Annotated in this window: 19 protein-coding genes; 8 read left to right on the plus strand and 11 right to left on the minus strand. The window is 72.4% G+C overall.

Annotated features, from left to right (window positions below):
• Positions 1 to 30: 30 nt before the first annotated feature.
• On the minus strand, positions 31 to 1,455 hold the full coding sequence (locus tag AB0M35_RS22315; RefSeq protein WP_363747531.1) for a carbohydrate-binding protein: 1,425 nt from the start codon (positions 1,453 to 1,455) through the stop codon (positions 31 to 33).
• Between the two features lie 226 nt (positions 1,456 to 1,681).
• Between AB0M35_RS22315 and AB0M35_RS22320 the strand changes: the two genes are divergently transcribed.
• The 3 genes from AB0M35_RS22320 (at position 1,682) to AB0M35_RS22330 (ending at position 5,715) form a co-directional block, all read left to right on the plus strand.
• On the plus strand, positions 1,682 to 2,830 hold the full coding sequence (locus tag AB0M35_RS22320) for a glutamate--cysteine ligase (RefSeq protein WP_363747532.1): 1,149 nt from the start codon (positions 1,682 to 1,684) through the stop codon (positions 2,828 to 2,830).
• A gap of 13 nt (positions 2,831 to 2,843) precedes the next feature.
• On the plus strand, positions 2,844 to 4,214 hold the full coding sequence (locus tag AB0M35_RS22325; RefSeq protein ID WP_363747533.1) for an FAD-dependent oxidoreductase: 1,371 nt from the start codon (positions 2,844 to 2,846) through the stop codon (positions 4,212 to 4,214).
• A gap of 79 nt (positions 4,215 to 4,293) precedes the next feature.
• The gene (locus tag AB0M35_RS22330) at positions 4,294 to 5,715 is read left to right on the plus strand and encodes a WGR domain-containing protein (protein WP_363747534.1); all 1,422 of its coding nucleotides are present in this window, start codon (positions 4,294 to 4,296) and stop codon (positions 5,713 to 5,715) included.
• Positions 5,716 to 5,794: 79 nt separating this feature from the next.
• Here AB0M35_RS22330 and AB0M35_RS22335 read toward each other — a convergent pair whose 3' ends face one another.
• Positions 5,795 to 6,604 (minus strand): DNA-formamidopyrimidine glycosylase family protein, encoded by an 810-nt coding sequence (locus AB0M35_RS22335; protein WP_363747535.1) that lies wholly within the window; start codon positions 6,602 to 6,604, stop codon positions 5,795 to 5,797.
• Positions 6,605 to 6,940: 336 nt separating this feature from the next.
• Between AB0M35_RS22335 and AB0M35_RS22340 the strand changes: the two genes are divergently transcribed.
• From AB0M35_RS22340 to rocD, 4 genes are all read left to right on the plus strand, one after another.
• Positions 6,941 to 7,633 carry an SDR family NAD(P)-dependent oxidoreductase gene (locus AB0M35_RS22340; protein WP_363747537.1) on the plus strand — a complete coding sequence of 231 codons (693 nt, stop codon included), beginning with the start codon at positions 6,941 to 6,943 and terminating at the stop codon, positions 7,631 to 7,633.
• A 166-nt stretch (positions 7,634 to 7,799) separates the two neighbouring features.
• Positions 7,800 to 8,732 carry a DUF308 domain-containing protein gene (locus AB0M35_RS22345; RefSeq protein WP_363747539.1) on the plus strand — a complete coding sequence of 311 codons (933 nt, stop codon included), beginning with the start codon at positions 7,800 to 7,802 and terminating at the stop codon, positions 8,730 to 8,732.
• 487 nt (positions 8,733 to 9,219) lie between these two features.
• A complete protein-coding gene (gene ddaH / locus AB0M35_RS22350) occupies positions 9,220 to 10,035 on the plus strand; it encodes a dimethylargininase (protein WP_363747540.1) in 816 nt (271 codons plus the stop codon).
• Positions 10,032 to 11,246 (plus strand): ornithine--oxo-acid transaminase, encoded by a 1,215-nt coding sequence (gene rocD / locus AB0M35_RS22355; protein ID WP_363747541.1) that lies wholly within the window; start codon positions 10,032 to 10,034, stop codon positions 11,244 to 11,246. The genes ddaH and rocD overlap by 4 nt, the downstream gene beginning before the upstream one ends.
• Positions 11,247 to 11,308: 62 nt before the next feature.
• Here rocD and AB0M35_RS22360 read toward each other — a convergent pair whose 3' ends face one another.
• The 6 genes from AB0M35_RS22360 to AB0M35_RS22385 form a co-directional block, all read right to left on the minus strand.
• Positions 11,309 to 12,457, minus strand: coding sequence for an FHA domain-containing protein (locus AB0M35_RS22360; protein ID WP_363747543.1), 1,149 nt, complete (start codon positions 12,455 to 12,457; stop codon positions 11,309 to 11,311).
• Entirely contained in the window at positions 12,454 to 12,747 is a 294-nt protein-coding gene (locus tag AB0M35_RS22365) for a 4a-hydroxytetrahydrobiopterin dehydratase (protein WP_363747545.1), read from the minus strand. Before AB0M35_RS22365 ends, AB0M35_RS22360 begins: the two co-directional genes overlap by 4 nt.
• A 121-nt stretch (positions 12,748 to 12,868) precedes the next feature.
• The gene (locus AB0M35_RS22370; RefSeq protein ID WP_363747546.1) at positions 12,869 to 16,414 is read right to left on the minus strand and encodes a hypothetical protein; all 3,546 of its coding nucleotides are present in this window, start codon (positions 16,412 to 16,414) and stop codon (positions 12,869 to 12,871) included.
• 47 nt (positions 16,415 to 16,461) lie between these two features.
• On the minus strand, positions 16,462 to 16,782 hold the full coding sequence (cutA, locus tag AB0M35_RS22375) for a divalent-cation tolerance protein CutA (protein ID WP_363747547.1): 321 nt from the start codon (positions 16,780 to 16,782) through the stop codon (positions 16,462 to 16,464).
• Between the two features lie 9 nt (positions 16,783 to 16,791).
• A complete protein-coding gene (locus AB0M35_RS22380) occupies positions 16,792 to 17,808 on the minus strand; it encodes a 1-acyl-sn-glycerol-3-phosphate acyltransferase (protein ID WP_363747548.1) in 1,017 nt (338 codons plus the stop codon).
• Positions 17,808 to 18,638 (minus strand): patatin-like phospholipase family protein, encoded by an 831-nt coding sequence (locus AB0M35_RS22385; protein ID WP_363747549.1) that lies wholly within the window; start codon positions 18,636 to 18,638, stop codon positions 17,808 to 17,810. Before AB0M35_RS22385 ends, AB0M35_RS22380 begins: the two co-directional genes overlap by 1 nt.
• A 135-nt stretch (positions 18,639 to 18,773) precedes the next feature.
• On the opposite strand from AB0M35_RS22385, the gene AB0M35_RS22390 reads away from it, so the two are divergent.
• The gene (locus tag AB0M35_RS22390; RefSeq protein ID WP_363747550.1) at positions 18,774 to 20,348 is read left to right on the plus strand and encodes a protein kinase; all 1,575 of its coding nucleotides are present in this window, start codon (positions 18,774 to 18,776) and stop codon (positions 20,346 to 20,348) included.
• Between the two features lie 15 nt (positions 20,349 to 20,363).
• Here AB0M35_RS22390 and AB0M35_RS22395 read toward each other — a convergent pair whose 3' ends face one another.
• From AB0M35_RS22395 to AB0M35_RS22405, 3 genes are all read right to left on the minus strand, one after another.
• Positions 20,364 to 21,425 (minus strand): glycosyltransferase family 4 protein, encoded by a 1,062-nt coding sequence (locus AB0M35_RS22395; RefSeq protein WP_363747611.1) that lies wholly within the window; start codon positions 21,423 to 21,425, stop codon positions 20,364 to 20,366.
• Positions 21,426 to 21,582: 157 nt separating this feature from the next.
• Complete coding sequence (locus AB0M35_RS22400; protein WP_363747551.1) at positions 21,583 to 22,257, minus strand: BON domain-containing protein; 675 nt, start codon at positions 22,255 to 22,257, stop codon at positions 21,583 to 21,585.
• Between the two features lie 186 nt (positions 22,258 to 22,443).
• Positions 22,444 to 24,021, minus strand: a complete 1,578-nt coding sequence (locus tag AB0M35_RS22405; RefSeq protein ID WP_363747553.1) for a trypsin-like peptidase domain-containing protein — start codon at positions 24,019 to 24,021, stop codon at positions 22,444 to 22,446.
• Between the last annotated feature and the right edge of the window lie 11 nt (positions 24,022 to 24,032).

Raw genomic sequence — 24,032 nt, forward strand, 5'->3', positions numbered from 1 at the left:
AGGCGTTAACAGGGGGCCCTTCCTTGCACCTCAGCGGCGGAAGTGGAACCAGTTGACGTTGACGAAGTCGTTGGGCTGGCCGCTGCTGAAGGTGAGATAGACGGTGCGTCGACCGGTCACCGACGACACGTTGCCCGGCACCGACCGCCAGCTCTGCCACCCGCCGGTGTTCGCGATGGCGAAGCTGCCGATCGGCGTACCGGTCGGGCTGTCCAGCCGCACCTCGACCAGGCCACTGACCCCGCCCGCCGCACCGGAGGCGACCCGGGCCACGAAGTCACGCGGCCCGCTGGAACCGAACTCGACGTTGTCGTAGCGCACCCAGTCGCCGTTGCGCAGTGCGCCGATGTTCTGCCCGCCCTCGGAGCAGGCTTCCACGAGCACGCCGTTCTGGGCGTTGAACGACTCGGCCTGGATGGTCGCGTACGCGTCCCGCACGCCACCGGGCGGCGGGGTGGTGGGCGGTGGGGTCGTCGGCGGCGGGGTGCTGCCGCCACCTCGGCTGTAGACGGCCACGTAGTCGACCAGCATCGGTCGGCCGGGCACGGTCGCCGAGGTGGGCGTGGCGCTGCCGGCCACCCCGTTCGGGAAGGCCCCACCCATCGCCACGTTGAGCAGCAGGAAGTAGCCGGCGTGGCTGGTCATCTGCGACCAGTACGGCTCACCGACGCGGGTCTGGCTGACGGTGTGGTAGAGCTGCCCGTCGACGTACCAGCGCAGTTGTTGCGGGCTGACCGAGGCGTCCCACTCGAAGCGGTAGGTGTGGAACGCCGACTGGCAGGTGCTGCCCGGGCAGGCCCGGGAGGCGCCGATGCCGTTGAACTCGTCGCACGGGCCGCCGGGCGCCACACCGCAGTGCAGCACGCCCCACACCGTGTTGAGCCCGTTGACGTTCTCCATCACGTCGAACTCACCGATGCCGGGCCAGTTGTGATAGTTGCCCCGGTACGGCGAGCCGAGCGCCCAGAACGCCGGCCAGTAGCCGGAGGCGGCGGCGCCGGTGACGTTGGGCATCTGGATCCGGCCCTCGATGGCGAGCACTCCGCCGGCCGGGGCCTTGAAGTTGCTGCGCACGGTCTCGATGCGGGCCGAGGTCCAGTTGCCGGCGCCGTCGCGTAGCGGCGTGATCCGCAGGTTGCCGGCGCCGTCGTGGCTGACGTTGGCGGTGCTGTTGGTGTACGTCTGGATCTCGCCGGTGCCCCAGTTCGGTGGGCCACCCGGGTAGCTGGTGCCGGTGTCGATGATCCAGTTGCTGGCGGACGGGAGCGTGCCGGCGGCGCCGGTGAAGTCGTCGCTCCAGACCAGGCTCCAGCCGGACGGGGGCGGCGGCACGGCGGCGTCGGCGGTCGCGGCGAGCCCGGCCAGGCCGGTGGTGGCGGCGACGAGCACGGCCAACGCCAGCGGCAGTCGGCGTCTGGCGGGCGGGGCGGCAGCGGCCGCCGAGGTAGGTGTCATGGGCTTTGCCTCTCTGCGGGACGGTTGAGAGAGCGCTCTCTGGAGGAGTTGTACGTCCCACCCGGACAGTTGTCAATGTCGATCTGCCTTGTCCGGCCGACCACGGCCGAACCGGCCGAGTCGTACGCCACGCGGGGGCGGCGTTTCCGAGGGCCGCCACTACGGGTAATTGCCCGCCCGACCCGGTGCGGACCTACCGCCCCGGTTGAGGCGGACGGTGGTGGCGATGGTCAGGCAGCCTACGGTGGCTCCGAACCCTCCGGCGGAACAGACCGACCTGCTCACCGTCGGTGTCGAGGAGGAGTTCCTGCTCGTCGACCCGGACACCGGGGCCGCGGTGCCCGCCGTCGACGAGGTGCTGGAGCAGGTCCCGCCGGAGTTGCGCGGGCAGGTGGAGCGCGAGTTCCAGACCAGTCAGATCGAGATCGGCAGCCCGCCCGGGGTGGAACTCTCCTCGATCCGGCACTCGCTCGGCCTGCTGCGCGCCGCGCTCGCCGCCGCCGCCGAGCGGGCCGGCGTACGGCTGCTCGCGATCGGTACCGGGCCGGTCGACGGACCGGTACCGCCGGTGGTCGACAAGCCGCGCTTCGACCGGATGGTGGAGCGGTACCGGTTGCTGGTCCCCGGGCCGGGCAACAACGGGATGCACGTACACGTCGGGGTGCCCGACCCCGACACCGGTGTGCAGGTGCTCAACCACGTACGGCCCTGGCTGCCGATCCTGCACGCGATCACCGTCAACTCGCCGTTCAGCCGGAGCGCGGACACCGGCTACGCCAGTTGGCGTTCGATCGAGTGGGAACGGTGGCCCTCGGTGGCGCCGACGCCGTACCTGGCCTCGCACGAGCACTACCGAAGGCTGATCCGCCAGCTGATCGGCAGCGGCGTGATGCTCGACGAGGGGATGCTCTACTGGTACGCCCGCCTGTCGGCCAAGTACCCGACGGTGGAGCTACGCATCGGTGACGTCTGCCCGACGGTGGACGACGCCGTCCTGGTCGCCGCCCTGGTCCGAGGCCTGGTGGCGACCGCGTTGGACGACATCGCCGCCGGTCGGCCACCCCTGTCCACCGACCATCACCTGCTGGTCGGTGCGCACTGGCGGGCCGCTCACGACGGGTTGGAGGGCAGTGCGGTCGAGCCGACCAGCGGCGAGGTGCGACCGGCGTGGGACCTGCTGCACCAACTGGTCGGGCGGCTCGGCCCGGCCCTGGAACGGCACGGCGACCTCGCCGAGGTGACCGGGCTGTTGGAGAGACTGCGCGAGCACGGTACCGGCGCGGCGCGGCAGCGGATGGTGTACGCCCGTACCGGACGGTTGGAGGATGTGGTGGCGCAGGTTGCGCTACAGACCCGGGGCGAGGCCCGGGCGTGACAGGAGGATTGCGGTGGCCGAACGTTTGATCGTCATCGGCGGCGACGCCGCCGGAATGGCGGCCGCCGCCCAGGCCCGCCGCCGCCGTGACCGGGACGACCTGGAGATCGTCGCGTTCGAGCGGGGGCATTTCACGTCGTACTCGGCGTGTGGGATCCCGTACTGGATCAGCGGTCTGGTGCCCGAGCGCGATCAGTTGATCGCCCGGGATCCGGCAACCCACCGGGAACAGTTCGGCATCGACGTACGGATGCGGCACGAGGTGGTCGCGATCGACCTGGACCGCCGCGAGGTGACCGCGGTGGACCTGGAGGGCGGCGGCGAGGTCCGCGAACCCTTCGACATCCTGATGTACGCCACCGGAGCGGTGCCGACCAAGCCGGACTGGGCGCGGACCGACGCCGCCGGAGTGTTCGGGGTGCAGACGCTCGACGACGGATCGGCGCTGCGCGAGTGGCTGGACGCCGACCCGCGGCCCCGGCGCGCGGTGGTGGTCGGCGGCGGCTACATCGGCGTGGAGATGGCCGAGGCGCTGGTGCTGCGTGGCCTGTCGGTCACCCTGGTCGAACGGGCCGAGCAGCCGATGTCCACCGTCGACCCGGACATGGCCCGGCTGGTCACCGATGCGATGCGCGGGCTGGGCGTGGACATCCGCACCGGCGTGCAGGTCACCGGGCTGTCCGAGCGCGACGGCCGGGTGGCCGCCGTGCAGACCGACGCGGGTTCGATCCCGGCCGACCTGGTCGTCCTCGGGCTCGGCGTACGCCCGAACACCGCGCTCGCCGAGGCGGCCGGCCTGCCGGTCGGACCGACCGGTGGACTGCGGGTGGACCGCCGGATGCGGGTCTCGGGGGTGCCCGGAGTGTGGGCCGCCGGTGACTGTGTGGAGACGCTGCACCGGGTCAGCGGAATGCCGGTGCACGTACCGCTCGGCACGCACGCCAACAAGCAGGGCCGGATCGCCGGTATCAACATCGGTGGCGGGTACGCCACCTTCGCCGGGGTGATCGGCACCGCCGTGACCAAGGTCTGTGACCTGGAGGTGGGGCGTACCGGGCTCCGCGAGCGGGACGCGCTGGCCGCCGGTTTCGAGTTCGTCTCGGTGATCGCCGAGTCGACCAACCGGGCCGGCTACTACCCGGGATCCTGCCCGATGACGGTGAAGCTGATCGCCGAACGGCCCAGTGGCCGGCTGCTCGGGGCGCAGATCGTCGGCTGGTCCGAGGCGGCGAAGCGAATCGACACGCTGGCCGTGGCGTTGTGGAACCGGATGACGGTGGACGACATGACCGCGCTGGATCTCGGCTACGCCCCGCCGTACGCCCCGGTCTGGGATCCGGTGCTGGTCGCCGCCCGCAAGGCCGTCGACGCACTCGCCCGCTGACCGTTTCTTGTCGGTGGGGGCGGTTAGCGTTTGCCCGCCGCCCGGTCAGGGTTGGCGTCACCCCTCGGAGGAATGCCCCATGTCGCAGGAGACGACCTACCTCGAACTGTCCGAAGTGGACGGTGGAGCGCACAAGTTCTACGAGGTGGTGGTCGAGGACACCACGATGACCGTGCGCTACGGCCGGATCGGCGACCAGGGCCAGGTGAAGATCTCCGGCTACCCCGACAACGCGCGGGCGCGGGCCGCCGCCGCGAAGAAGATCGGCGAGAAGGTCCGCAAGGGGTACGCCCCGGCGGTGCCCGGCGTACGCCAGAAGCGGTCGGTCTCCCGGCGGCAGATCGTCAGCACCCGCTCCACCGCCCGCACCGCCCCGGTGCTCTGGCGGTACGACTCCGGCGCACCCGCCTTCGGCATCTTCATCGACGACCGCACCTGCATGGTGGGCAACGAACGCGGCGTGATCACCACCCTCGACCACGACGCCCGGGTGCTGGACCAGGTTCGCCTGCCCGACGGGGTGAAGTGCATCGTGGCCGACGACGCCTGGATCTACGCCGGCTGCGACGACGGCAACGTCTACGACCTCTCCGGCAAGATCCCCCGGGTGGCGTACGCGATCGCGCCCGACATCGACATCTACTGGCTGGACATCCACGACGGCGTGCTCGGGGTCTCCGACGCGGACGGCGGGATCGCCGCCATCGACCACGAGGACGAGTTCCTCTGGCGCCGGGCCGGGCGCGGCCGGTCGGCCTGGATGGTGCGCTGCGACACCGACGCGGTCTACCACGGCGACTCGACCGGGGTGAGCGGCTACGACTGGCGCACCGGGCGGGAGCTGTGGCACACCCGCACCGGGTCGGTGCTGTTCGGCTGGCAGGAACGCGACGCGGTGTTCGCCGGCACCGCCACCCGCGAGGTGGTCCGCGTCGGCAAGGACGGCCGGGCCGAGCAGACCTACCGCGCCGACGCGCCGGTCTTCTCCTGCGCCACCGCCTCCGACGGCCGGTACGTCTTCGCCGGTGACAGCCAGTCCTCGATCTACTGTTTCGACGCCGACGGCACCCGGCTGTGGAAGCTCGGCACCGGCTGCGGTTCGGCCTACTCGATGCAGTACCACGACCAGCGCCTCTACGTGGTGACCACCAGCGGCCACCTGGCCTGCATCGACGCCAGCGAGCCGGCGATCCGGGCGGCCGAGGCGGGCAGCGTGCCCGAGGTGGTCGACGTCAAGGCCCCGGCCCGACTGCCGGAGCCGGCCGCGTTCACCCAGGTCGAGGTGGTCAGCGGCGGCGGTGACGGGGTGATCGTGGAGTGCGTCGAGCGCGGCGGACGGCTGCGGGTGCACGTGCTGTCGACCGGCTACCACCGGGACTGGTCGGTGCAGTTCCCCAAGGGCATCCGCGAGCCGGGCGCCCGCTACCTGGTCACCGAGATCCGTGCGTCCGGCCGGGGCGGCTTCTACCGCGCGTACGGCGACATCCGCCGCCTGCGCTGACGCCTGTCGAAGACAGATCTTGGTACGAAACTGCCCCGTGCGGGGCGGAAGCGCACCAAGATCTGTCCGGCGGGCTGTGTCAGGCGGCCTGGCAGGTGGGGCACCAGTAGAGGTTGCGGGCGGCGATGGTGCCTCGGTTGATCGGGGTGGCGCAGACGTGGCAGGGCTGATCGGGGCGGCGGTAGACGTACACCTCTCCCCCGTGCCGGTCGACGCGGGCCGGGCGACCCATCGCCTCGGGCAGGTGTTCGGCGCGAACGGTGTCGATCCGGCCGGTGCCGACCGCCAGCCTCATCAACTCCACCAGGTCGGCCCAGAGCGCGTCCCAGCCGACGCGGGTCAGCTTCCGACCGGGCAGGGTCGGCGGGAGCCCGGCCCGGAACAGCGCCTCGGTCACGAAGATCAACCCGGTGCCGGCCACCACCGACTGGTCCAGCAGCAGCGCCGCCAGCGGCGTCGAGCTGCGGGAGATGCGGGCGTACCCCCGCAGCGGGTCGGCGTCGCCGCGCAGCGGGTCGGGACCGAGGCGGGCCCGCAGCACCGCTGCCTCGGGTGGGGTCAGCAGTTCGCAGGCGGTCGGTCCGCGCAGGTCGAGCCAGTGCCGGTCACTGGCCAGCCGCAGGCGGATCTGCCCGACCGGCTCCGGCGGCTCACCGTCACCGTCGGTGACCTTGCCGTACAGGCCGAGGTGCACGTGCAGGATCCGCTCACCGGCGTAGTGGTGCAGCAGGTGCTTGCCGTACGCCTCGGTCTGCTCCAGGACGGATCCGGAGAGCAGCGCGGCTCCCTCGGCGAACCGGCCCTGCGGGCTGGTGGCGAGCACCTTGTCCCCGGCGAACAGCTCCGCGTGTCGGGCCGCCAGGCGATGAATCGTGTGTCCCTCTGGCACGACCACCAAGCGTAGCCACCCCCACTGCTGGAAAGGAGGGGCCCCTTGTTAACGCCTCCGGTATAGGAAGGGCCCCCTATTAACAATCCGGCGCAGCACACACGGCTACTCAGCGCGAGGTGCGGTGCGGTGCGGTGCGATGCGGTGCGGTGCGGTGCGGTGCGGTGCGTGCGGTTCAGCTTGCGGCGGGCGCGGCCCGGGCCGTGCCCCGACCTCGCCGAGGACGGCAGCCCACCACTACTCGCCGGTAGGGATCGGGCAGGAACGTCTGGTTCAATTGCGCCTCAGGACGCCGGGGACGGCGGATGCCACGCGGTGCGAAAAGGGACGGTGGTCATGACGGATCGGCTGCGCTGCGCGGTGGTGGTCGGCAACAGCGACGGGATCGGGCTGGCGTTCACCCGTCGGCTGCTGGCCGACGGGTGGCGGGTCGCCGGACTGTCCCGCCGGGACAACACCATCGCCGTCCCCACGTACACCCATCACACCGTCGACGTGACCGCGCCGGACTATCCGGAGGTGCTCGGCAAGGCGATCGACGAGCTGGGCCAGGTCGACCTCTGCGTGTACGCCGCCGGCATCGGCGAGCCCGTCGACCTGGCCGACCTGGACACCCAGACCCGTACCTTCGAGGTCAACCTGATGGGCGCGGTACGCACAGCGGCCACCGTCGTACCCAGGATGACGGCGGCCGGTGACGGGCACCTCATCGGACTGTCCAGCCTCGCCGACCGGCTGGTCTCCGGGGATGCACCCGGCTACGCCGGTTCGAAGGCCGGGCTGTCGTCGTACCTGATGGGGTTGTCGGCGGCACTGCGCGGACAGGGCGTGAGCGTCACCACCGTCCGGTTCGGCTTCGTGGACACCAAGATGGCCAAGGGATCGGTACGGCCGCTGATGATCTCGGTCGACCAAGCGGTCGAGGTTCTCGTGCGATGCGTACGCGACCGCCCGGTGCTCGTCTCCCGGCCGCGCCGCCTGGCCCTGCTCACCTCCGTCCTCTCTCCCTTCACCCGCCCCCGCCGCTGAAATCGGCTGATCTTGGTGCGAAACCGCCCTCGGGCAGGCGGTTTCGCGCCAAGATCTACTATGGGAACGTGTCGGCAGGAGGGCGGGTGGGTACGTCTGGGTCGTATTGGCGCGTGCAGGTGGTAACGGGGTGGGGCCTGCCACGCATGACCAGGAGGTGACACCTATGAGATTTCCTTCGCTGTCCCGCCGGACGGAGCCGGCGACGACGGTCGACGAGGACGCCGACCGCAGTGCCACGGTCGCCACCGACACCCGTCCCGCCGCGGAACGTGACAACGGTGGGACCTACCGCGGCGGCACGACAGCCCTCACCGCCGAGCGATCCGCCACCCCGGCCACCGCGGGCCGCCCGGCCGACCAGACCACCACCAGGCGCGGCACGGCCACCGGCGGCGCCACGGAAGCTGCGTCCGGGCAGACCGGCAGCAGCGCCGAGCAGCCTGCCGCCGAGCGAGCGGCCGCCCGAGCCGCCACGGCCCGTTCCGGCGTCGACGGCTCCCGCCGAGCCCGCGCCACCGCCCCCGCACCACCCCGCGACCGCACCACCACCCCGGACCGCACCACCACCCCGGACCGCACCACCACCCCGGACCGCACCACCCAGGAGCGCACCACCGGCCAAGACAACACCACGGCCCGGAACGGCGTGGTCGACCGGGACCGTACGGCCGATCTTGAGCGCGACGCAGAGGTTGAGCGGGACGGCAGCACCGAGCGCGGCCGGAAGCCGGCCGTCGCTGGGGACGACCCGCAGGTGGTCTCCGATCGTCGGCGGCCTCGGACCAGCCTGCTGGCCACCCTCGGCCTGATCGTCGGGGTCGCCGGCCTGCTGTTCGTACTGACCGGGACACTCGCCGGGTACGGCATCGGCATCGGTGCGTTCGGCGCGGTCCTCGCCGTACTCGGGCTGATCGCAACCCGGCGTCGGCACATCGCAGGCAAGCCCGATGCCCTGTTCGGGATCGCCTTCGGCCTCGGCGCGGTGGTGCTGGGCGTGCTGGCGATGACCGGGCAGTACGACTGGCCGACCACCGACGGCGACACGGTGGCCCGGCTGCGCGAGTGGCTTGATTCACAGTTTGTGGATCGAATCTAGCGGGCACTTCTCGCCGCGCCGGTGGTTCACCGGCGCCCGGCCGGTGAGGAACCGGCCGCCGGCCCGACCAGTTCTGGTGGTTCACCAGCCGGGCACACACTTCGTCAGGGGCGGCGTTTCGCCGCCCCTGACGTGTGTCCTTCGCCGTTTCGCCGGGATGCCGGTATCGAGACAGGCCGGATACCGCCATCCCGGCGAAATGGTGTCGATCAAGCGGGTCCGACGCGGCGGACCGGCGTCGATCAAGCCGGGCCGACGCGGCGGATCGGTGTCGATCAAGCCGGGCCGACGCGGCGGATCGGTGTCGATCAAGCGATGCCTGCAACGATCAGTCGGTAGAAGCCGCTCAAACGCAACGATCAGCTGCTTCCTGCAAGGCTCAGCGGTGGATCCTGCGGGTCGGCGCCGCATACCGTTGAGCCACGCGCCAGCCCGTGGGCCGACGGTGGCCAGGGCGCGCGGAGACCCTGGGAGCAGGACAATGACGATGGACGCCACCCGAGCGCGCTTTCTGATGTGCCGGCCGACGTACTTCGCCGTCGACTACGCGATCAACCCGTGGATGGACCCGACCGCCCCGGTCGACACCGACCTCGCCATCCGGCAGTGGGAGCGGCTGCGGCAGGTCTACCGGGACCTGGGGCACACCGTCGAGGAGATCACCCCGGTGCCGGGCCTGCCGGACATGGTCTTCGCCGCCAACGGCGGCACCGTGATCGACGGCAAGGCGATGGCGGTGCAGTTCCGCGACCCGCAGCGCGCCGACGAGGCCCCCGCCTACCGTGCCTGGTTCGAGCAAGCCGGCTTCGAGATGTACGACCCGAAGCACGTCAACGAGGGCGAAGGCGACATCCTGCTGGCCGGTGACTACCTGCTCGCCGGCACCGGATTCCGTACCGCACACGCCTCACACGCCCAGTTGCAGGAGGTCTTCGGCTATCCGGTGATCACCATGCAGTTGGTCGACCCGCGCTTCTACCACCTGGACACCGCGCTGACCGTGCTCGACGAGCAGACCGTGGCGTACCTGCCGGAGGCGTTCTCCCCCGGCAGCCAGGCCGTGCTGCGTCGCCTCTTCCCGGACGCGGTGCACGCCACCATGGCCGACGCCCAGGTGCTCGGCCTCAACGCGGTCAGCGACGGCCGGCACGTGGTGCTGCCCGAGCAGGCCACCGGCTTGGCCGCCAAGCTGCGTGACCGGGGCTACCAGACCATCGGCGTCGACCTGTCCGAGCTACGCAAGGCCGGCGGTGGCCCGAAGTGCTGCACGTTGCGACTCCGTCAGGGAAAGGCAAGCCGATGATCGAGGACATGCTGCGGACCCCAGCCGCGGTGCAGGACGCGGAGCGCCACACCGCGCACAATTACCACCCGCTGCCGGTGGTGATCTCCTCCGCCGAGGGCGCCTGGGTGACCGACGTGGACGGTCGGCGCTACCTGGACTGCCTGGCCGGCTACTCGGCACTGAACTTCGGCCACCGCCACCCGACGTTGATCGCCGCCGCGCACGCCCAGCTCGACAGGCTGACGCTGACCAGCCGGGCGTTCATCCACGACCAGTTCGCCGACTTCTGCCGGGAACTGGCCGCGCTGTGCGGCAAGGACCTGGTGCTGCCGATGAACACCGGGGCCGAGGCCGTGGAGACCGGCATCAAGGTGGCCCGCAAGTGGGGCTATCAGGTCAAGGGGGTGCCGGCCGGTCAGGCCAACATCGTGGTCGCGGAGGGCAACTTCCACGGGCGTACGACCACCATCGTGAGCTTCTCCACCGATGCCGACGCCCGCGCCGACTTCGGGCCGTACACCCCGGGTTTCAAGATCGTCCCGTACGGCGATCTCACCGCGTTGGCCGAGGCGGTCGACGAGCACACCGTCGCGGTGCTGCTGGAGCCGATCCAGGGCGAACAGGGTGTGGTGGTGCCGCCGACCGGCTACCTGCCGGGGGTGCGGCAGCTCTGCACCGAGCGCAACGTGCTGTTCATCGCCGACGAGATCCAGTCCGGCCTGGGGCGTACCGGTGCCACGTTCGCCTGCGAGCAGGAGGGTGTCGTACCGGACATGTACCTGCTGGGCAAGGCGCTCGGCGGGGGCATCGTGCCGGTCTCCGCAGTGGCGGCCGACGCCGACGTGCTCGGCGTGCTCAGGCCGGGCCAGCACGGCTCCACCTTCGGCGGCAACCCGCTCGCCTGCGCGGTGGCCACCGAGGTGGTCCGGCTGCTGGCCACCGGCGAGTTCCAGCGCCGCTCGGCCGAGCTGGGCGAGCGGCTGCACGCCGGGCTGCACGCCCTGATCGGCAAGGGTCTGGTCGCCGTACGCGGCCGGGGCCTGTGGGCCGGGCTGGACATCGACCCGGCGCTGATGAGCGGCCGGGAGGCCTGCGAGCGGCTGATGGAGCGCGGCGTACTGGCCAAGGACACGCACGGCTCGACGATCCGGCTGGCACCACCGCTGACGATCACCGCCGAGGAGATCGACCACGCGGTCGAGCAGTTGGCGGCCGTACTGGCCGGCTGAACAGCCGTACCGACGCGGGTGGGTGCCAGGTCCCGGGCGCCCACCCGCGTCGCGGCGTCGGGTCAGCGGGGCAGGCGCATCGCCATCGTCGGGGCCTCGGACATCACCGAGTCGGGGTTGTACGGCGCACCCGTCGGCAGCGCGGCCGGACGACCGATCTGCACTCCCGGGTACAGCTCCACCATGTCGCCACTGGCCAGCACCCGGGACTGTTGCGGGGCCAGCGGGATGCGGTCCGCGTCCGCCAGCGAACCGGCCGGGCGGATGCCGGAACCGTTGGTACTCACGTCGGTGATCACCACGTCGCCGCCGCGCAACTCCAACCGCAGGTGGCTGCGACTGATCCACCGGCGGGCCTCGTCGTTGAGCCACTGGCCGAGCATGATGCCGCCGGTGCCGTCCGGCGCCCGACCCACCAGCACCGACTGTTCCTCGGTAAGCACGAACCGACGCCGGATCAGGCCACCGACGCGTACCGCGAGGACCTCGCTGCGTGGCCGGGGACCGGCGTCACGCAGCCGGGTGCCGTGCCGGGGACAGGTCGGTACGCCGTTGCGCAGCGACGGCGGCGGCTGACCGGTCGGCGCCCGGTCCACCCGGGCCAGGTCGGCGAAGGCACCACCGCCTCCACCGCCACCGAACAGGTTGCAGCCGGATTCGGAGCAGCGCCATTCACGGGCGAGCAGTTGGGCTGCGGCCGGCGCCGGTGGCCCGGCCACCGGCGTGTGACCGCCACCGACGTGGGCGATGAACACCGGCCCGCCGGCACCCGGGACCGGGGCGAGCACCCGACCAGGCTGCTCGACCAGCCACGGGAACCGCCCGCGCAGGCCGTCGAAGCGCACCCGGCTGAGCATCGGCAGGCCGAGCAGGTCGGCCACCTCCAGCATCCGGTCACCGGGGTTGTCGAGCACCTCGACCAGGCCGTCGTCGGCCCAGCGACGCACCACCATCCGCTCGTTCGAGGTCAGGTCCGCGTCGGAGAGCACCCCCCGGTGCACCACCGCGTAGACCGGGACGCTGTCCTCCTCCAGGCTGCGTGCCAGCGCGTCGATGACCATGCCGAGGCGCAGCGTGCTGGCCGGACGACCACCGTCGAGGTCCTGATACCGGATGATCTCGGCCAGGTCGACCACTGCGCGGGCCAACTGCGGATCGGTGCATACCCGACCCTCGATGGCGTCCAGCACCTTGCTGATCTCGAATCTCACCGGTCGTCTCCCACGATCTCGTCGATCCGCCGAGCCAACTCGATGTCCCGCCCGGTGACGCCCCCCGCCGAGTGGGTCACGCAGTGGAAGGTCACCGTGCGCCAGCGGATGTCGATGTCCGGGTGGTGGTCCAACTCCTCGGCCGTCACGGCCACCCGATCGACCAGCGCGATGGCGTCCGGAAAACTGGCCAGCTCCACGGTGCGGGTGATCCCGGCGGAGTCCTGCGACCAGCCCGCCAACCCACCCAGCTCGTCTCGTACCGCCTCAGCGGTGAGCACCTCTGCCATGGCCAGACCCTACCGCTGCCCTCCGCCACCACGCCGACCAGCAACGATCGATCGGCGGTGACCGCACCCCGCTCCGGCCGGCAGGCGGCTCGGGTCCGTGATCAACTCCGTTCTGCCGGCTTCAGCTCATCCGGCTGACCGTGGCGCGGAGGCGGAGCAAATCGCGGCGGCGACGCTCGTAGGTGGTGGCCAGGGCGATCAGGGCCAGCCCGGCGGCGCCGAGGTAGGCCCATCGGGGCAGCAGGTCCCAGCTGCGTACCAGCTCGTGCAGGGCGAGCACGGCCAGCGTCATCCCGCCGAGCAGCACCGGCGCCTGCCAGCGCCGGCTCGCCCCGAGCAGCGTCGCGGCGAGCGCGGCGGCGCCGAGCAGCAGCCGCCGCCACGGTTGCGGGTCGGCGCCGAACAGCACGGCGGCCAGGCTGGGCAGCAGCACCGCGGCCAGGCCGGGACCGAGCGCGAGCCAGCTGGTCAACCCCGGTCGGGTACGCAACGCCGCCGTGCCCGCACCGAGCGCCAACACCGCCAGCGGCACGGTGTACGCCTCCAGCACCGTCACGCCACCGGCCACCAGCAGCAGCCAACTGGCGAGCAGCACGTTGCCGGCGGAGATCGCGGCGAAGACCCACCGCCGCGCGGTCGACTCGCCTCGGCCCAGCAGCCGCAGTCCGACCGCGACGGCCCAGAGCACGCAGACCGTGGCGGCGTGCCGGGACGCACCACTGGTGAGCAGGAGCGCGACCAGCGCCACCGCCTGCGCGGCGGCGTCCAGTGCCCGGCTCAACAGCGCCGCCGGCGGGGCCGGCACGCCCGAGGTCTGGCCGGTGGCCCGGCGGGCAGGCCCGATCGCGGCCAGCGCCAGCACCACAGCGGCCACGCCGAGCACCGCGAACGCCGCCACCCGTAGCGGCAGCCCGCCGGCCAACGGGGCGGTGATCGCGAAGCCGGTCGCCGCGGTGACCGCGATCAGCCAGCCGGCCATCCGCACCGCGAGGCGCCGGGCGGCCATCCCGGCCACGGTCGCCGCCACCACCAGCAGGCCCAGCGCGGCGAGCGTCCCGGCCCGGGTGGCCTGGAGGTTGACCAGTCCGGCCCCGGTCAGCACCAGCCCCACCGGCACACCGACCGCGACGAACACAGTCGCGGCAGACCGCAGCGCGATGACCAGCAGCAGCGCCACGCCACCGAGCAGGGCCATCCCCGGCACCAGCGGCCACGGTGCGCGGGCGGCCACCAGCAGCACCGGCCCGGCGAGCGCCACGAACGGCAGCACCGCCGCAGCGAGACGCCACCCGCCGGCCCGGTCGGTCGGCCAGGCCGCCAGCACCGCTGCCAGGGCCAGCACCGCCAGGGCCAGACCGACCGGCACCGCGCCCGCGACCGACTGCACCGGCGGTGCACCGGACCAGACGGCGGGCGGCGGTCCGTACGGGGTCATTAGCGCGGTCAGGGCCACCGGGACAGCGGCCAACACCGCCACGGCGGCCAGCCCGAGGCCGGCCACCGACAACGCGACCGAGGGACGGCAGCGGAACCCGGCCAGCGCGACCAGCAGCGCCGCCCCGGCCGTGTAGAGGGCCAGCGGTTCGTCGGCCGGTACGGCAACCGACGCGAGACCGGTCAGGGCGGCCACCACGGCGAACCCGGTCGAGGCGTACGCCCGCAGGTCGGGCCAGTGTGCACGGAGGGTGAGCAGCGCGACCGCCGGCAGCGCGAGGGCCGCCAGTGCCGCCCGGGCCTGCCACCAGGGCGGCGCACCGGCGCCGATCAGCGCGATCGCCGCACCGGCCGGCACCACGAGCACCGCCGCGAGCAGGGCGTACCCGGCCACCACGCGTTGTGCGGGTACGCCGCGACGCCCCACGGCGGCCACCCCGAGGCCGGCGATGAGCACCACCGCACACGCCGCACCGGCCCCGGCCGGAGCGGCCAGGCCGACCAGCAACCCGTGCCCGAGCAGCACGGCTCCGGCCAACGCCGAGGCCAGCACCGTCGCCCGGCGCACCGGGCGGGCCACCGAGGCGGCCAGCAGTGCCACGGCGACCAGCAGGTCCAGGGCCACCACGGCCGGCCACGGGGCGGCCCAGGCCACCGGGAGGGCGAGCGCCGTCGCGGCGACGCCGACCGCCGCGATCGCCGGACGGGCGGCCCGGGGCAGCAGCCAGGCCACCGCCGCCGCACTCAACGCCACCGCGACCGGCAGCTGCCAGCCCCAGGCCAAGACCGGCCCGGCCGTGGCCCCCCGCCACGGCGGCAACGACCGGCCGACCGCGGCAACCGCCCACACCAACGTGATCAGCATGGTCAGCTGCGCAGCGGCGGCGGCCACCAGCACGGCGCCGATCCGGGGACCGGACTGCCAGCTCACCGGAAGCAGTCGCACCGCACCGGCCAGCACCGCCACCACCAGTGCCGCCACCACCAGCATCACCGACCCGCGCAGTTCCCCGACCGGGCGGATCAGCGCCAGGGCGAGCACCGGCACGAGCGCGCCAGCCGTCACCGCCCGCGCCGTCGAACCGCCGAGCAGCAGCGCCGCACCGAGCAGGGCCAGCGCCACCAGCAACATCGGTACGCCGGCCAGCACCGCCACCCCACCGGCCCGCCCGACGAGCAGCGGCACCAGCGCACAACCTGCGGCCAGCAGCAGCGCCACGGCGTACCCGGCCCCGGCGGTCACCTGGCCGGCGATCCGCACCGCCGAGGTCGTCGTGGCCCCCTCGCCCGCGACGTCCCCCGGCCGGCGCCGCAGCGCGACCAACACCGCCAGGTCGACCAGCGCCACCCCGACGAAAACCACCGCCAGACCGGCCGTCTCCGGCCGGGCCTCGGCGGCGAGCAGCGGCAGCACCGGCTGCCCGGCGAGCAGCGCCGCGAACCACGGCACGGTCAGCCGGCTGAGTCGGGCGTACCCGACGGCCAGGGCCGCGCTGACGGCCGCGACGAGAGCGGCGTACCGGCTGCCCGGCCAGCCGGTCACCCCGAACAGGTCCACCGACCAGGCGGCGTACCCGTCGAGCACCACCAGCAACAGCCCGACGGCGGCGAACGTCTCGGCGGTGCCGCGCAGCCCACGCCAGCGCGCCACCAGCGGAACGGCGAGCAGCAGCATGGTGAACGCCAGCAGGATCAGTGCCCGGCCCGGCACCCCCACCGAGGCCCAGGCCACCGCCGTGAACACCGTCGCGGCGGTGCCCAGCAGCAGCCCACCCAGGACGAACAGCAGCCCCTGCACGGTCCGCGTCGAGGCCTCCGCACCGCCCGGACGGGTCGCCGGGCCGACCGGCGTCATGCCGGGCCACCCGACCGGCCCCGCCCCCGCCCCGCCCGGCCCGTGCGCTGCCGGCGACGGCACGGCGCCCGGCACCGGAGCCGGCGGTACGACGCCGGGGTGGACGGCGATGCCCGGCGCACGGGTCACGATCGGCGTCGGGAACTCGGTGCGTATCGCGGCGGCCAACTCGGCGCGTCGCTGCTGCGCCGCCACGAGCCGACCGGTCAACCCTTCGTACGCCGCCCGAGCCCGCTGCGTCTCCGCGCCGAGCCGGAGGATTTCCTGGTCGAGCCGGATCACCTCGGCTGCGGCCGGGTACGGCGGGCGGCCGCAGCCGGGACAGCCCGAGGTGAGGTTCGCCGACGCACCACACGCCGGACAGGGGTAGCCGTTCACGCAGTCATCTTTGACTCGCGTGGCCGGTCGCACCAGAGTCCGGGTACTCAGGGACGGGTGTGTTCGAACACCCAGGCGGCGTACTCGGGGTGGCCGCAGTCCACCCGGCTGACCAGGATCTCCGGCACCTCGTACGGATGGCTGGCGCGGATCTGCTCCACCAGAGCGTCGGCCCGGTCCGTTGCGGTCTTGAACTGCACCGACCATTCGGTGCTGGTCTCCACCCCGCCCCGCCACCAGTACGTGCTCTCCACCTGGCCGCCCACCTGAGCGCAGGCCGCCAGCCGTCCGGCCACGGCAGCGGCGGCCAGCAGGTCCGCGACCGAACGCGCGTCGACCACCGTCGTCACCACGCTGATCTGGTCCATTCACGAACCCTACGCGGCGCCGTCCCGATTCGCGGCGATCCACGCGTCAATCTGACTCCACCAGTCGTACAACCAGTCGATGCGCTGTTGCCGCTCGGCCGGGATCTCCTCCGGCGGCACCGACCAGAACCGCATCAACAGCTGCTTGTCCATCGGCAGTTCCCGCCACACGTCACCGACGGTGAGCATCTTGTCCAGACCGGTGTGCGCCACGAAGATCACACCGGCGTCCGGTGCGGCGTCCAGCGCCGCCAGCAGCCCGCCGGGCTGCGGGGCGAGCACGTGCCGCATGGCCTCCGCCTTGAGCGCCATCCGATGGTGTCCCCGGTCCCGCAGCCGCTCGATGGCCCGCACCCGGCGTCTCGGGGTGAAGTTGCCGCCTTCCGGGAAGATCACGAAGGCGTCGTCGTCGTCCAGCCCGGTGGCCAGGTGCCCGACCTGCTCGCTGAGCGAGCCCCGGCCCTCCCGCCCGGGTGCGATGAAGCGACTCGGCAGCCGGTTGAGCAGCACGTCGATCGCCGGATCCCACTGAAGGGTGTCCTTGAGGACGATCCGTGGCTCCCGCTGGAACCAGTTCACCAGGGCGTGGATCAGGATGAACGAGTCACCCGGCCCGGCGTGCCGGCTGACGACCAGCTCAGGACGGCCCGGCAGGGCGGTGTCCGGGTCGGTGCCGACCACCTCGATGCTCAGTCGAAGCGCCCACCGGGCCTGCCAGAAGAACACCCGCAGGAACCAACCCGCCAGCACGTAGTGGGCGCGTTGGAAGGCCGGCGCGCTGACCCGCCAACCGAACCCGGACGCCAGCCAGAGCACGAACAGACAGATCAGTGCCGCCGCGTCCCAGATCAGGTAGAAGAAGCCGATCCAGAGCAACCGCAGCGGGCGCAGCCGCCCGGGTACGAACGGCGAGGCGGCCAGAGCGAGCAAGGCCCAGAACGGCACCGTGGTCACCAGCAGGGCGGCCAGCAGCACCACGCCGGGTGCCAGCAACAGACGGCGTAGCCACCTGGGCGGTAGCGGCATCAGCGTTCCAGGTTCGCCAGGTAGTGCCGGGACGCCGCGTAGGCGCGGCTGATCCGCCGGCCCACCGCCGCCATGTCCCGGTACGCCCACGGGGTGTCGTCGCGCGGCTCCAGGCCGCCGGTCGGCAACACGTGCACCTCCACCCCGTCGGGCAGGGCGGCCATCTCCCGGGCGAACCGGTGCCGGCGCGCGATCTCGAACGCGACCTGGGCGATCTCCCAGGGCCGCCGGGGCGGGGTCAGCGCCCGCTCGATCCGGCCCACCTGGAGTACGAAGATGCGGCTGGCGCCCGCCGCGACCGCCTCGCCGATCGGGATCGAGTTGACGATGCCACCGTCGACGTAGTGCTGGTCACCGATCCGTGCCGGCGGCAGCAGCCCGGGCACGGAGGCCGACGCGAGCACGGCGGGCACCACCGGGCCGCTGACGAACCAGTGCTCGGCAGCCCGCTCGATGTTCGCCGCGCAGCAGCGGAAGGGGATCTTCAGGTCGGCGAAGGTGGTCTCCGCGCCCAACTCGCTCTCCAGCAGCTTGCGCAGCGGTCGGGGCGAGTGCAGGTGGGTACGGGCGGCGAACCGGCGCAACTGCCGGGCGACCGAGTCGCCGTACACCTCGCTCGCCTCCGGCGAGGCCCAGAGCCGGACCAGCCGGTCGGTGACCGCCTCGGACGGATCGGCGGCCACCAGTGCACCGTTGACCGCACCGATCGACGTGCCCAGCACCATGTCCGGGCGGATCTCCGCCCGGAACAGCGCACGCAACATGCCCACCTCGACCGCGCCGAGCACTCCCCCGCCGCCGAGCACGAACGCCACCGGTCCCCGCGCCATGCCGTTCATCCTGGCACGCCCAGGCCGTAACCCGTTCACCCTGGTACGCCAGCCGGCGCCACCCCAAGCCCGTTGACAGGACGGCAACATTCGCGCAACCTGATACCGCTCCCAGCTATGAGGCAGGTGCAAAACGTGAAGCCGGCACTGCAGCCCGGCCGGTTGCTGGCCACCCGATACCGGCTGATCGACCAGATCGGCGCCGGTGGCATGTCGGTCATCTGGCGAGCCCACGACGAGGTCCTCGACCGGGTGGTGGCGCTGAAGGTGCTCGCCCCGTCACTGGCCGCCGACGCCCGGTTCCGCGACATGGTCCGCGAGGAGGCCCGGGCCGCCGCGCAGCTCGTCCATCCACACGTGACGTCGGTCCACGACTACGGCGAAACGGTGTCACCGGACGGCACCATCACCTCGTTCGTGGTGATGGAGCTGCTCTCCGGCGAGGAACTGGAGTTCCGGCTCACCGAAGGGCCCCTGCCCTGGCCTGAGGCGATAGAGATCGCCGCGCAGGTCGCCGACGCTCTCGCCGCCGCGCACCGGCTCGGCATCGTGCACCGGGACGTCACCACGGCCAACGTGATGATGACCCAGGTCGGGGCGAAGGTGCTCGACTTCGGGATCGCGACCCGGATCGGCGCCCCCGACGACGACGAGGACGGCGCCACCTTCGGCACCCCGGCCTATGTCGCCCCGGAGCGGCTCGACGGGGCACCGTCCCAACCGGCCACCGACGTCTATTCGCTCGGGGTGCTGCTGTACGAGACGTTGACCGGGCGGGTGCCGTACCCGGCGGAGACCTGGGAGGAGCTCAGCCTCGCGCTGGCTGACAGCTCGCCGCCCTCGCTCAGCGAGGTGCCCGGGCTACCGCCGGCCGTGGCCCAGATCTGTCTACGCTGCCTGTCCCGCGACCCGGCCGACCGGCCCACGGCCCGCCAGGTCGCCACTGTGCTGCGCGAGCAGATGCTGCCCGCCGATCCGCAGGCGAACACGATGCTCGCCCCGACCGTCACGCTGCCTGCGGTCACCGCACCGGTCACCGTCGCGTCCGCGCCCGGCACGGTCGGTGCACCGGAGGCACCGACCACCGGGGCGCCGGTGGTCGGCGTACCGCAGTCGGTTCCCGCCGCGGTCGGGTCCACTCCGGCCGGCGAATCGGATGCCCGTCGCGACGGCGGGTCGACCGTCGAGGGACGCCGGTCGTGGCTGCGTCCGGCGCTCGTGGTCCTGGTGATGCTCGTCGGGGCGGCGCTGGTGGTGCCGGCATTGTGGCCGGACGACGCCGATCCGCCCGCCGCGCTACCGACCGCCGGGCCGACCGAACCCCCGGAGCCGACGACACGGGCCACCGAGAGCGCCAGCCCGCAGCCGTCGGTCGCCCCGCCGACCAGTCCCGCCACGCAACCCAGCCCGACGGTCGTACCGTCCGCGCCGGCAGCACAGGACACCCTGATCGAGGCGGCGAATCGGCTCGAAGACGTGATCGGCTCCGGGCTGGCCGACGGCGGCATCCGCGAGGATGTCGGCCTCGACCTGCGCAACGAGTTGCGCAACCTGACTCGTGCGGTCAGCCTCGGCGAGGGTGAACTCGGTCCCGGGGTCACCCGGCTGCGCGAGAAGGTGGCCACCCGGCTCCGCGAGGACGGGCTGAGCCCGGCGTACGCGCAGCAACTGGAGGCTGCCATCACCGCCCTGAGTGCCGCGCGGGTCTGACCCGGCCGTTCAATTTCAGCCCGGGGTGATCCGCGCTGGTTCCCGCATCGCCGATCGCGGCGTCGCCGCCACGAGGAAACGGCGGTACACCTCCTCGTAGCCGGCCGCCATCCGCTCGATGGAGAAGGTCCGCGCGACGTGCGCCACACAGTCCGCCGGATCGAGGTGTGGTGCTTCGCGCAGTGCCGCCGGCAACTCCTCCGGCCGCTGGCAGATCAGCCCGGTGACGCCCGGCCGGACCAATTCCGGCACCGCTCCCCGGTTCAACGCCACCACCGGTGTGCCGGTGGCCATCGCCTCCAGCATCACGATGCCGAACGGTTCCTCCCACTGGATCGGCATGATGAGGCAACGCGCCTCCACCAGCAGGCGCAGCACGGCCTCCCGGTCGGCGTCGAGCACCACGGTGACGTCCGGGCCGAGCATCGGCGCGATGACCTCGCCGTAGTAGCGCCGCTCGGCGGGCTCGTTGCACTTGCCGGCCAGCACCAGCGGCAGGCCCGCCGCCCGGCACGCCTTGATGGCCACTTCCGGTCCCTTGTCCGGGCTGAACCGGGCCAGCCACACCACCGGGCCGTGACTGGGCCGGTGCTTGCGCGGGAAGTCGCCGATCTCCATCGCGTTGTGCACCGTACCGATCCAGGGCAGGCGGGGGTTCAGTCTTCGTTGGGCGTGGGAGATGGCCACCAGACCGACGCCACGGTCGGTGTCGCTGAGCACGGTGCCGTACTCCCCCACCGGATTACCGTGCACGGTTGCCACGGTGGGTACGTCGCGCCGCCCGGCGATCAGGGGACCGATCGTGCTGTGGTCGTGGACCACGTCGAAGTCGGCTGCGCTGATCAGATGGTTCACCCGGGCCAGGTGGGCCAGTTCGGGCAGCGACTCACCGAGTCGGTCGTACTGCAACTCGTCGAGGGTGGCCAGGAACTCACCCGTGGTGCCGTGTTCGTCACCGGCGCCCATCAACGTCACCGCGTGTCCCCGATCGACCAGCGCGTCCACCAGGCCGGCCACCACCTGTTCCAACCCGCCGTAACCGGGTGGCGGCACCGACAGCCAGGGTGGAACCACCATCGCGATCCGCAACTGGCGTTCGCCCGCAGCGTGGTTGTGGGCCACGAATCCTCCCCCGTCGGTTTGTGGCGCCGACCCGGTCCGCCGTATTACGCGGGCCGGGGATCGAAGCGGTTTCCCGGTTCCGGGTACCGGCAAACGAGACACCGGGCGATGCTCAACCGCCCACCAGCAGCTCGTTACGTACCGCACGGACACCCTCGGCCGACCACGCCACCCGGTCCGCCTGGTCCCGTTCCCACCAGGAACGCACCACTCCGCTCAGGGTCACCGTGTCGCCGTGCACCTCGACCGTCACCCGTTCGGTGCCGATCCCGCGCAGCAGTGCCCGCTGCACGTCGCGGCGGGTCCGGTCGGTGTCCGGGCGGGCCGATGGCCGTACCTCGATCAGGTTGGTCACCCCGCGTACGCCCCGGATTCGGCGTAGCTCCCGTTCGGCGGTACGCCGCTGCCAGCCGAACTCCACCTCGCCGCGCAGCATGACCCACCCGTTGGCGACGGTGATGTCCAACCGCTGGGCCGGTACGAAGCTGTTCCACTCCAGTGCCCGGCTGACGGCGATGGCCAGCGCACCGTCGGTGATGTCGACCGGCCCGACCGGAATCACCTCGATGTCATCGGCGACCGCCCGTACGCCGCGGATCCGCTGCGCGCTACGTACCGCCGCCCACCTGCGGGCGTCGCTGTCCACCTGGCCGGTCAGGGTCACCACACCGTCGGACACGGCGACACCGATGTCGGTCGCGCGAACTTGCGCGTCCCAGGTGAGTTCGTCGAGGACGTCGCGCTGGATCTGGTCGTCGGTCCGGGCGGCGGACGCGGTGGTGGTCATGTCACCCCCATACCTCTGCGGGTCTTCACCGCCGAGGCTGCCCGCGCCCAGGGTGAGCCGGGTTCATCCGGTCGGGGTGATCCGGGCCTGGCAAGGGGTGCGGCAGCCAAAAGGAGGGGCGGCGGGCGCCGCGACCAACCCCCTTGGCCGCGCCACCCGCCGCCCGGTAGGGAGGCAGGTCTTGACTTATGACGCTTCGGCGAGCGTCACGGTTGCCGATGATTCGGCACCATTTCGCTGGAAGGTCACCTCGACCTGATCACCGACCTTGCCGGCCTGCACGGCACCGACGAGGTCGTTCGAGTCATTGATCACCTTGTCGCCGAAACGGGTGATCACATCCCCGCGTTGCAACCCGGCCCGCTCGGCCGCGCTGCCCGGCGTGACGGCGTTGATCAGCGCCCCGCCGTCGGTGGTGCCGGTCACGCTCACTCCGAGCGACGGGTGACTGATCTTCTCACGTCGCTGGAGCTTGTCCGCAATGTCCTTGGCCTTGTTGCTCGGAATGGCGAAACCGACGCCGATGTTGCCGGTGTTGCCCTGCCCGGCGGTGGCGATCGCGGTGTTGATGCCGATCACCTCGCCGCGGGTGTTGACTAGGGCCCCGCCCGAGTTGCCGGGGTTGATCGGCGCGTCGGTCTGCAGCAGCCCGGAGATCGAGCTGACCGCCTGGCCGGGCAACTGCTGGCCGCTGCCGGCCTGGATGGTGCGGTCGCGGGCGCTGAGGATGCCGGCGGTCACCGAGCCCTGCAGGCCGAGCGGACTACCCAGAGCGAGCACCTGGTCGCCGACCTGCATCGCGTCGCTGTCGCCGAAGGTGGCCGCCTTGAGTTCGCTCACCCCGTTGGCCTTCAACACCGCCAGGTCGGTCTTCGGATCGGTGCCGACGATCTCCGCCTGGGCGTTGGTGCCGTTGGCGAAGATCACCCGAACGGTGTCACCACCCCCGGCGATCACGTGGTTGTTGGTCAGCACGTAGCCGTCGGCGGTGAGCACCACGCCGGAGCCCTCGCCACTGCCGGTGGTGATCGACACGACGCTGTCCTGCACCGACGCGGCGATGCGCGGCAGGTCGGCGCTGTCGATCACGGGAGCGGCGGAGAAGGTGCGGGTGATCGAGCCACCGTCGCCCAGCGCCAGGGCGAGCGCTCCGCCGGCGACACCGCTGCCGAGCATCAACGCGAACACCGCTACACCGGCGCCGGCGAACTTGGCGATCCGGCCCGGCCGAGGCCCGGTGGAATGCTGCGGTGCCCACGGCGCCGGCTGCCCGGGGTAGCCGGCCGACGACGCACCCGGATGCCCGGGGTGGTATCCGGGATGCCCAGGCCCGCCGGGCGGGGTCTGCTGCGGCTGGCCGGCCCAGCCGGACTGGCCCGGGTACCAGGGTGCGGCGGGATAACGCGGCCCGGGCTGGTACGGGTGCGAGCCGGGGCCCCAGGGATGCTGGCCGGAGACCGGCTGGGCCGGTTGGCCCGGGACCTGCTGCGCCGGTTGGCCGGGACCGGGGCTGGGCGGGCCCGCCTGCGGGGGCGGGGACGAGCCGGCGACGGGCAGTCCCGCCAGGGTCGGCTCGGCGTCCTGATCGCGGGGGGCCGACGTCTCGACGGCACGGACCGGGACGGTCGGTGCCTCGGCGGTGGAATCGGCCACCGGAACGGATGGGGAGTCGGACCGCGCATGATCGGCGCGGGGCAGCTCGGGGTGCGACGGCTCGGCGTCGGTAGGGGCCGGCCGGCGCGGGTCGGACTCGTACTCGGTCATGTCCCCACCTT

This window comes from Micromonospora sp. NPDC051196 (assembly GCF_040682415.1).
Taxonomy (GTDB): domain Bacteria; phylum Actinomycetota; class Actinomycetes; order Mycobacteriales; family Micromonosporaceae; genus Micromonospora.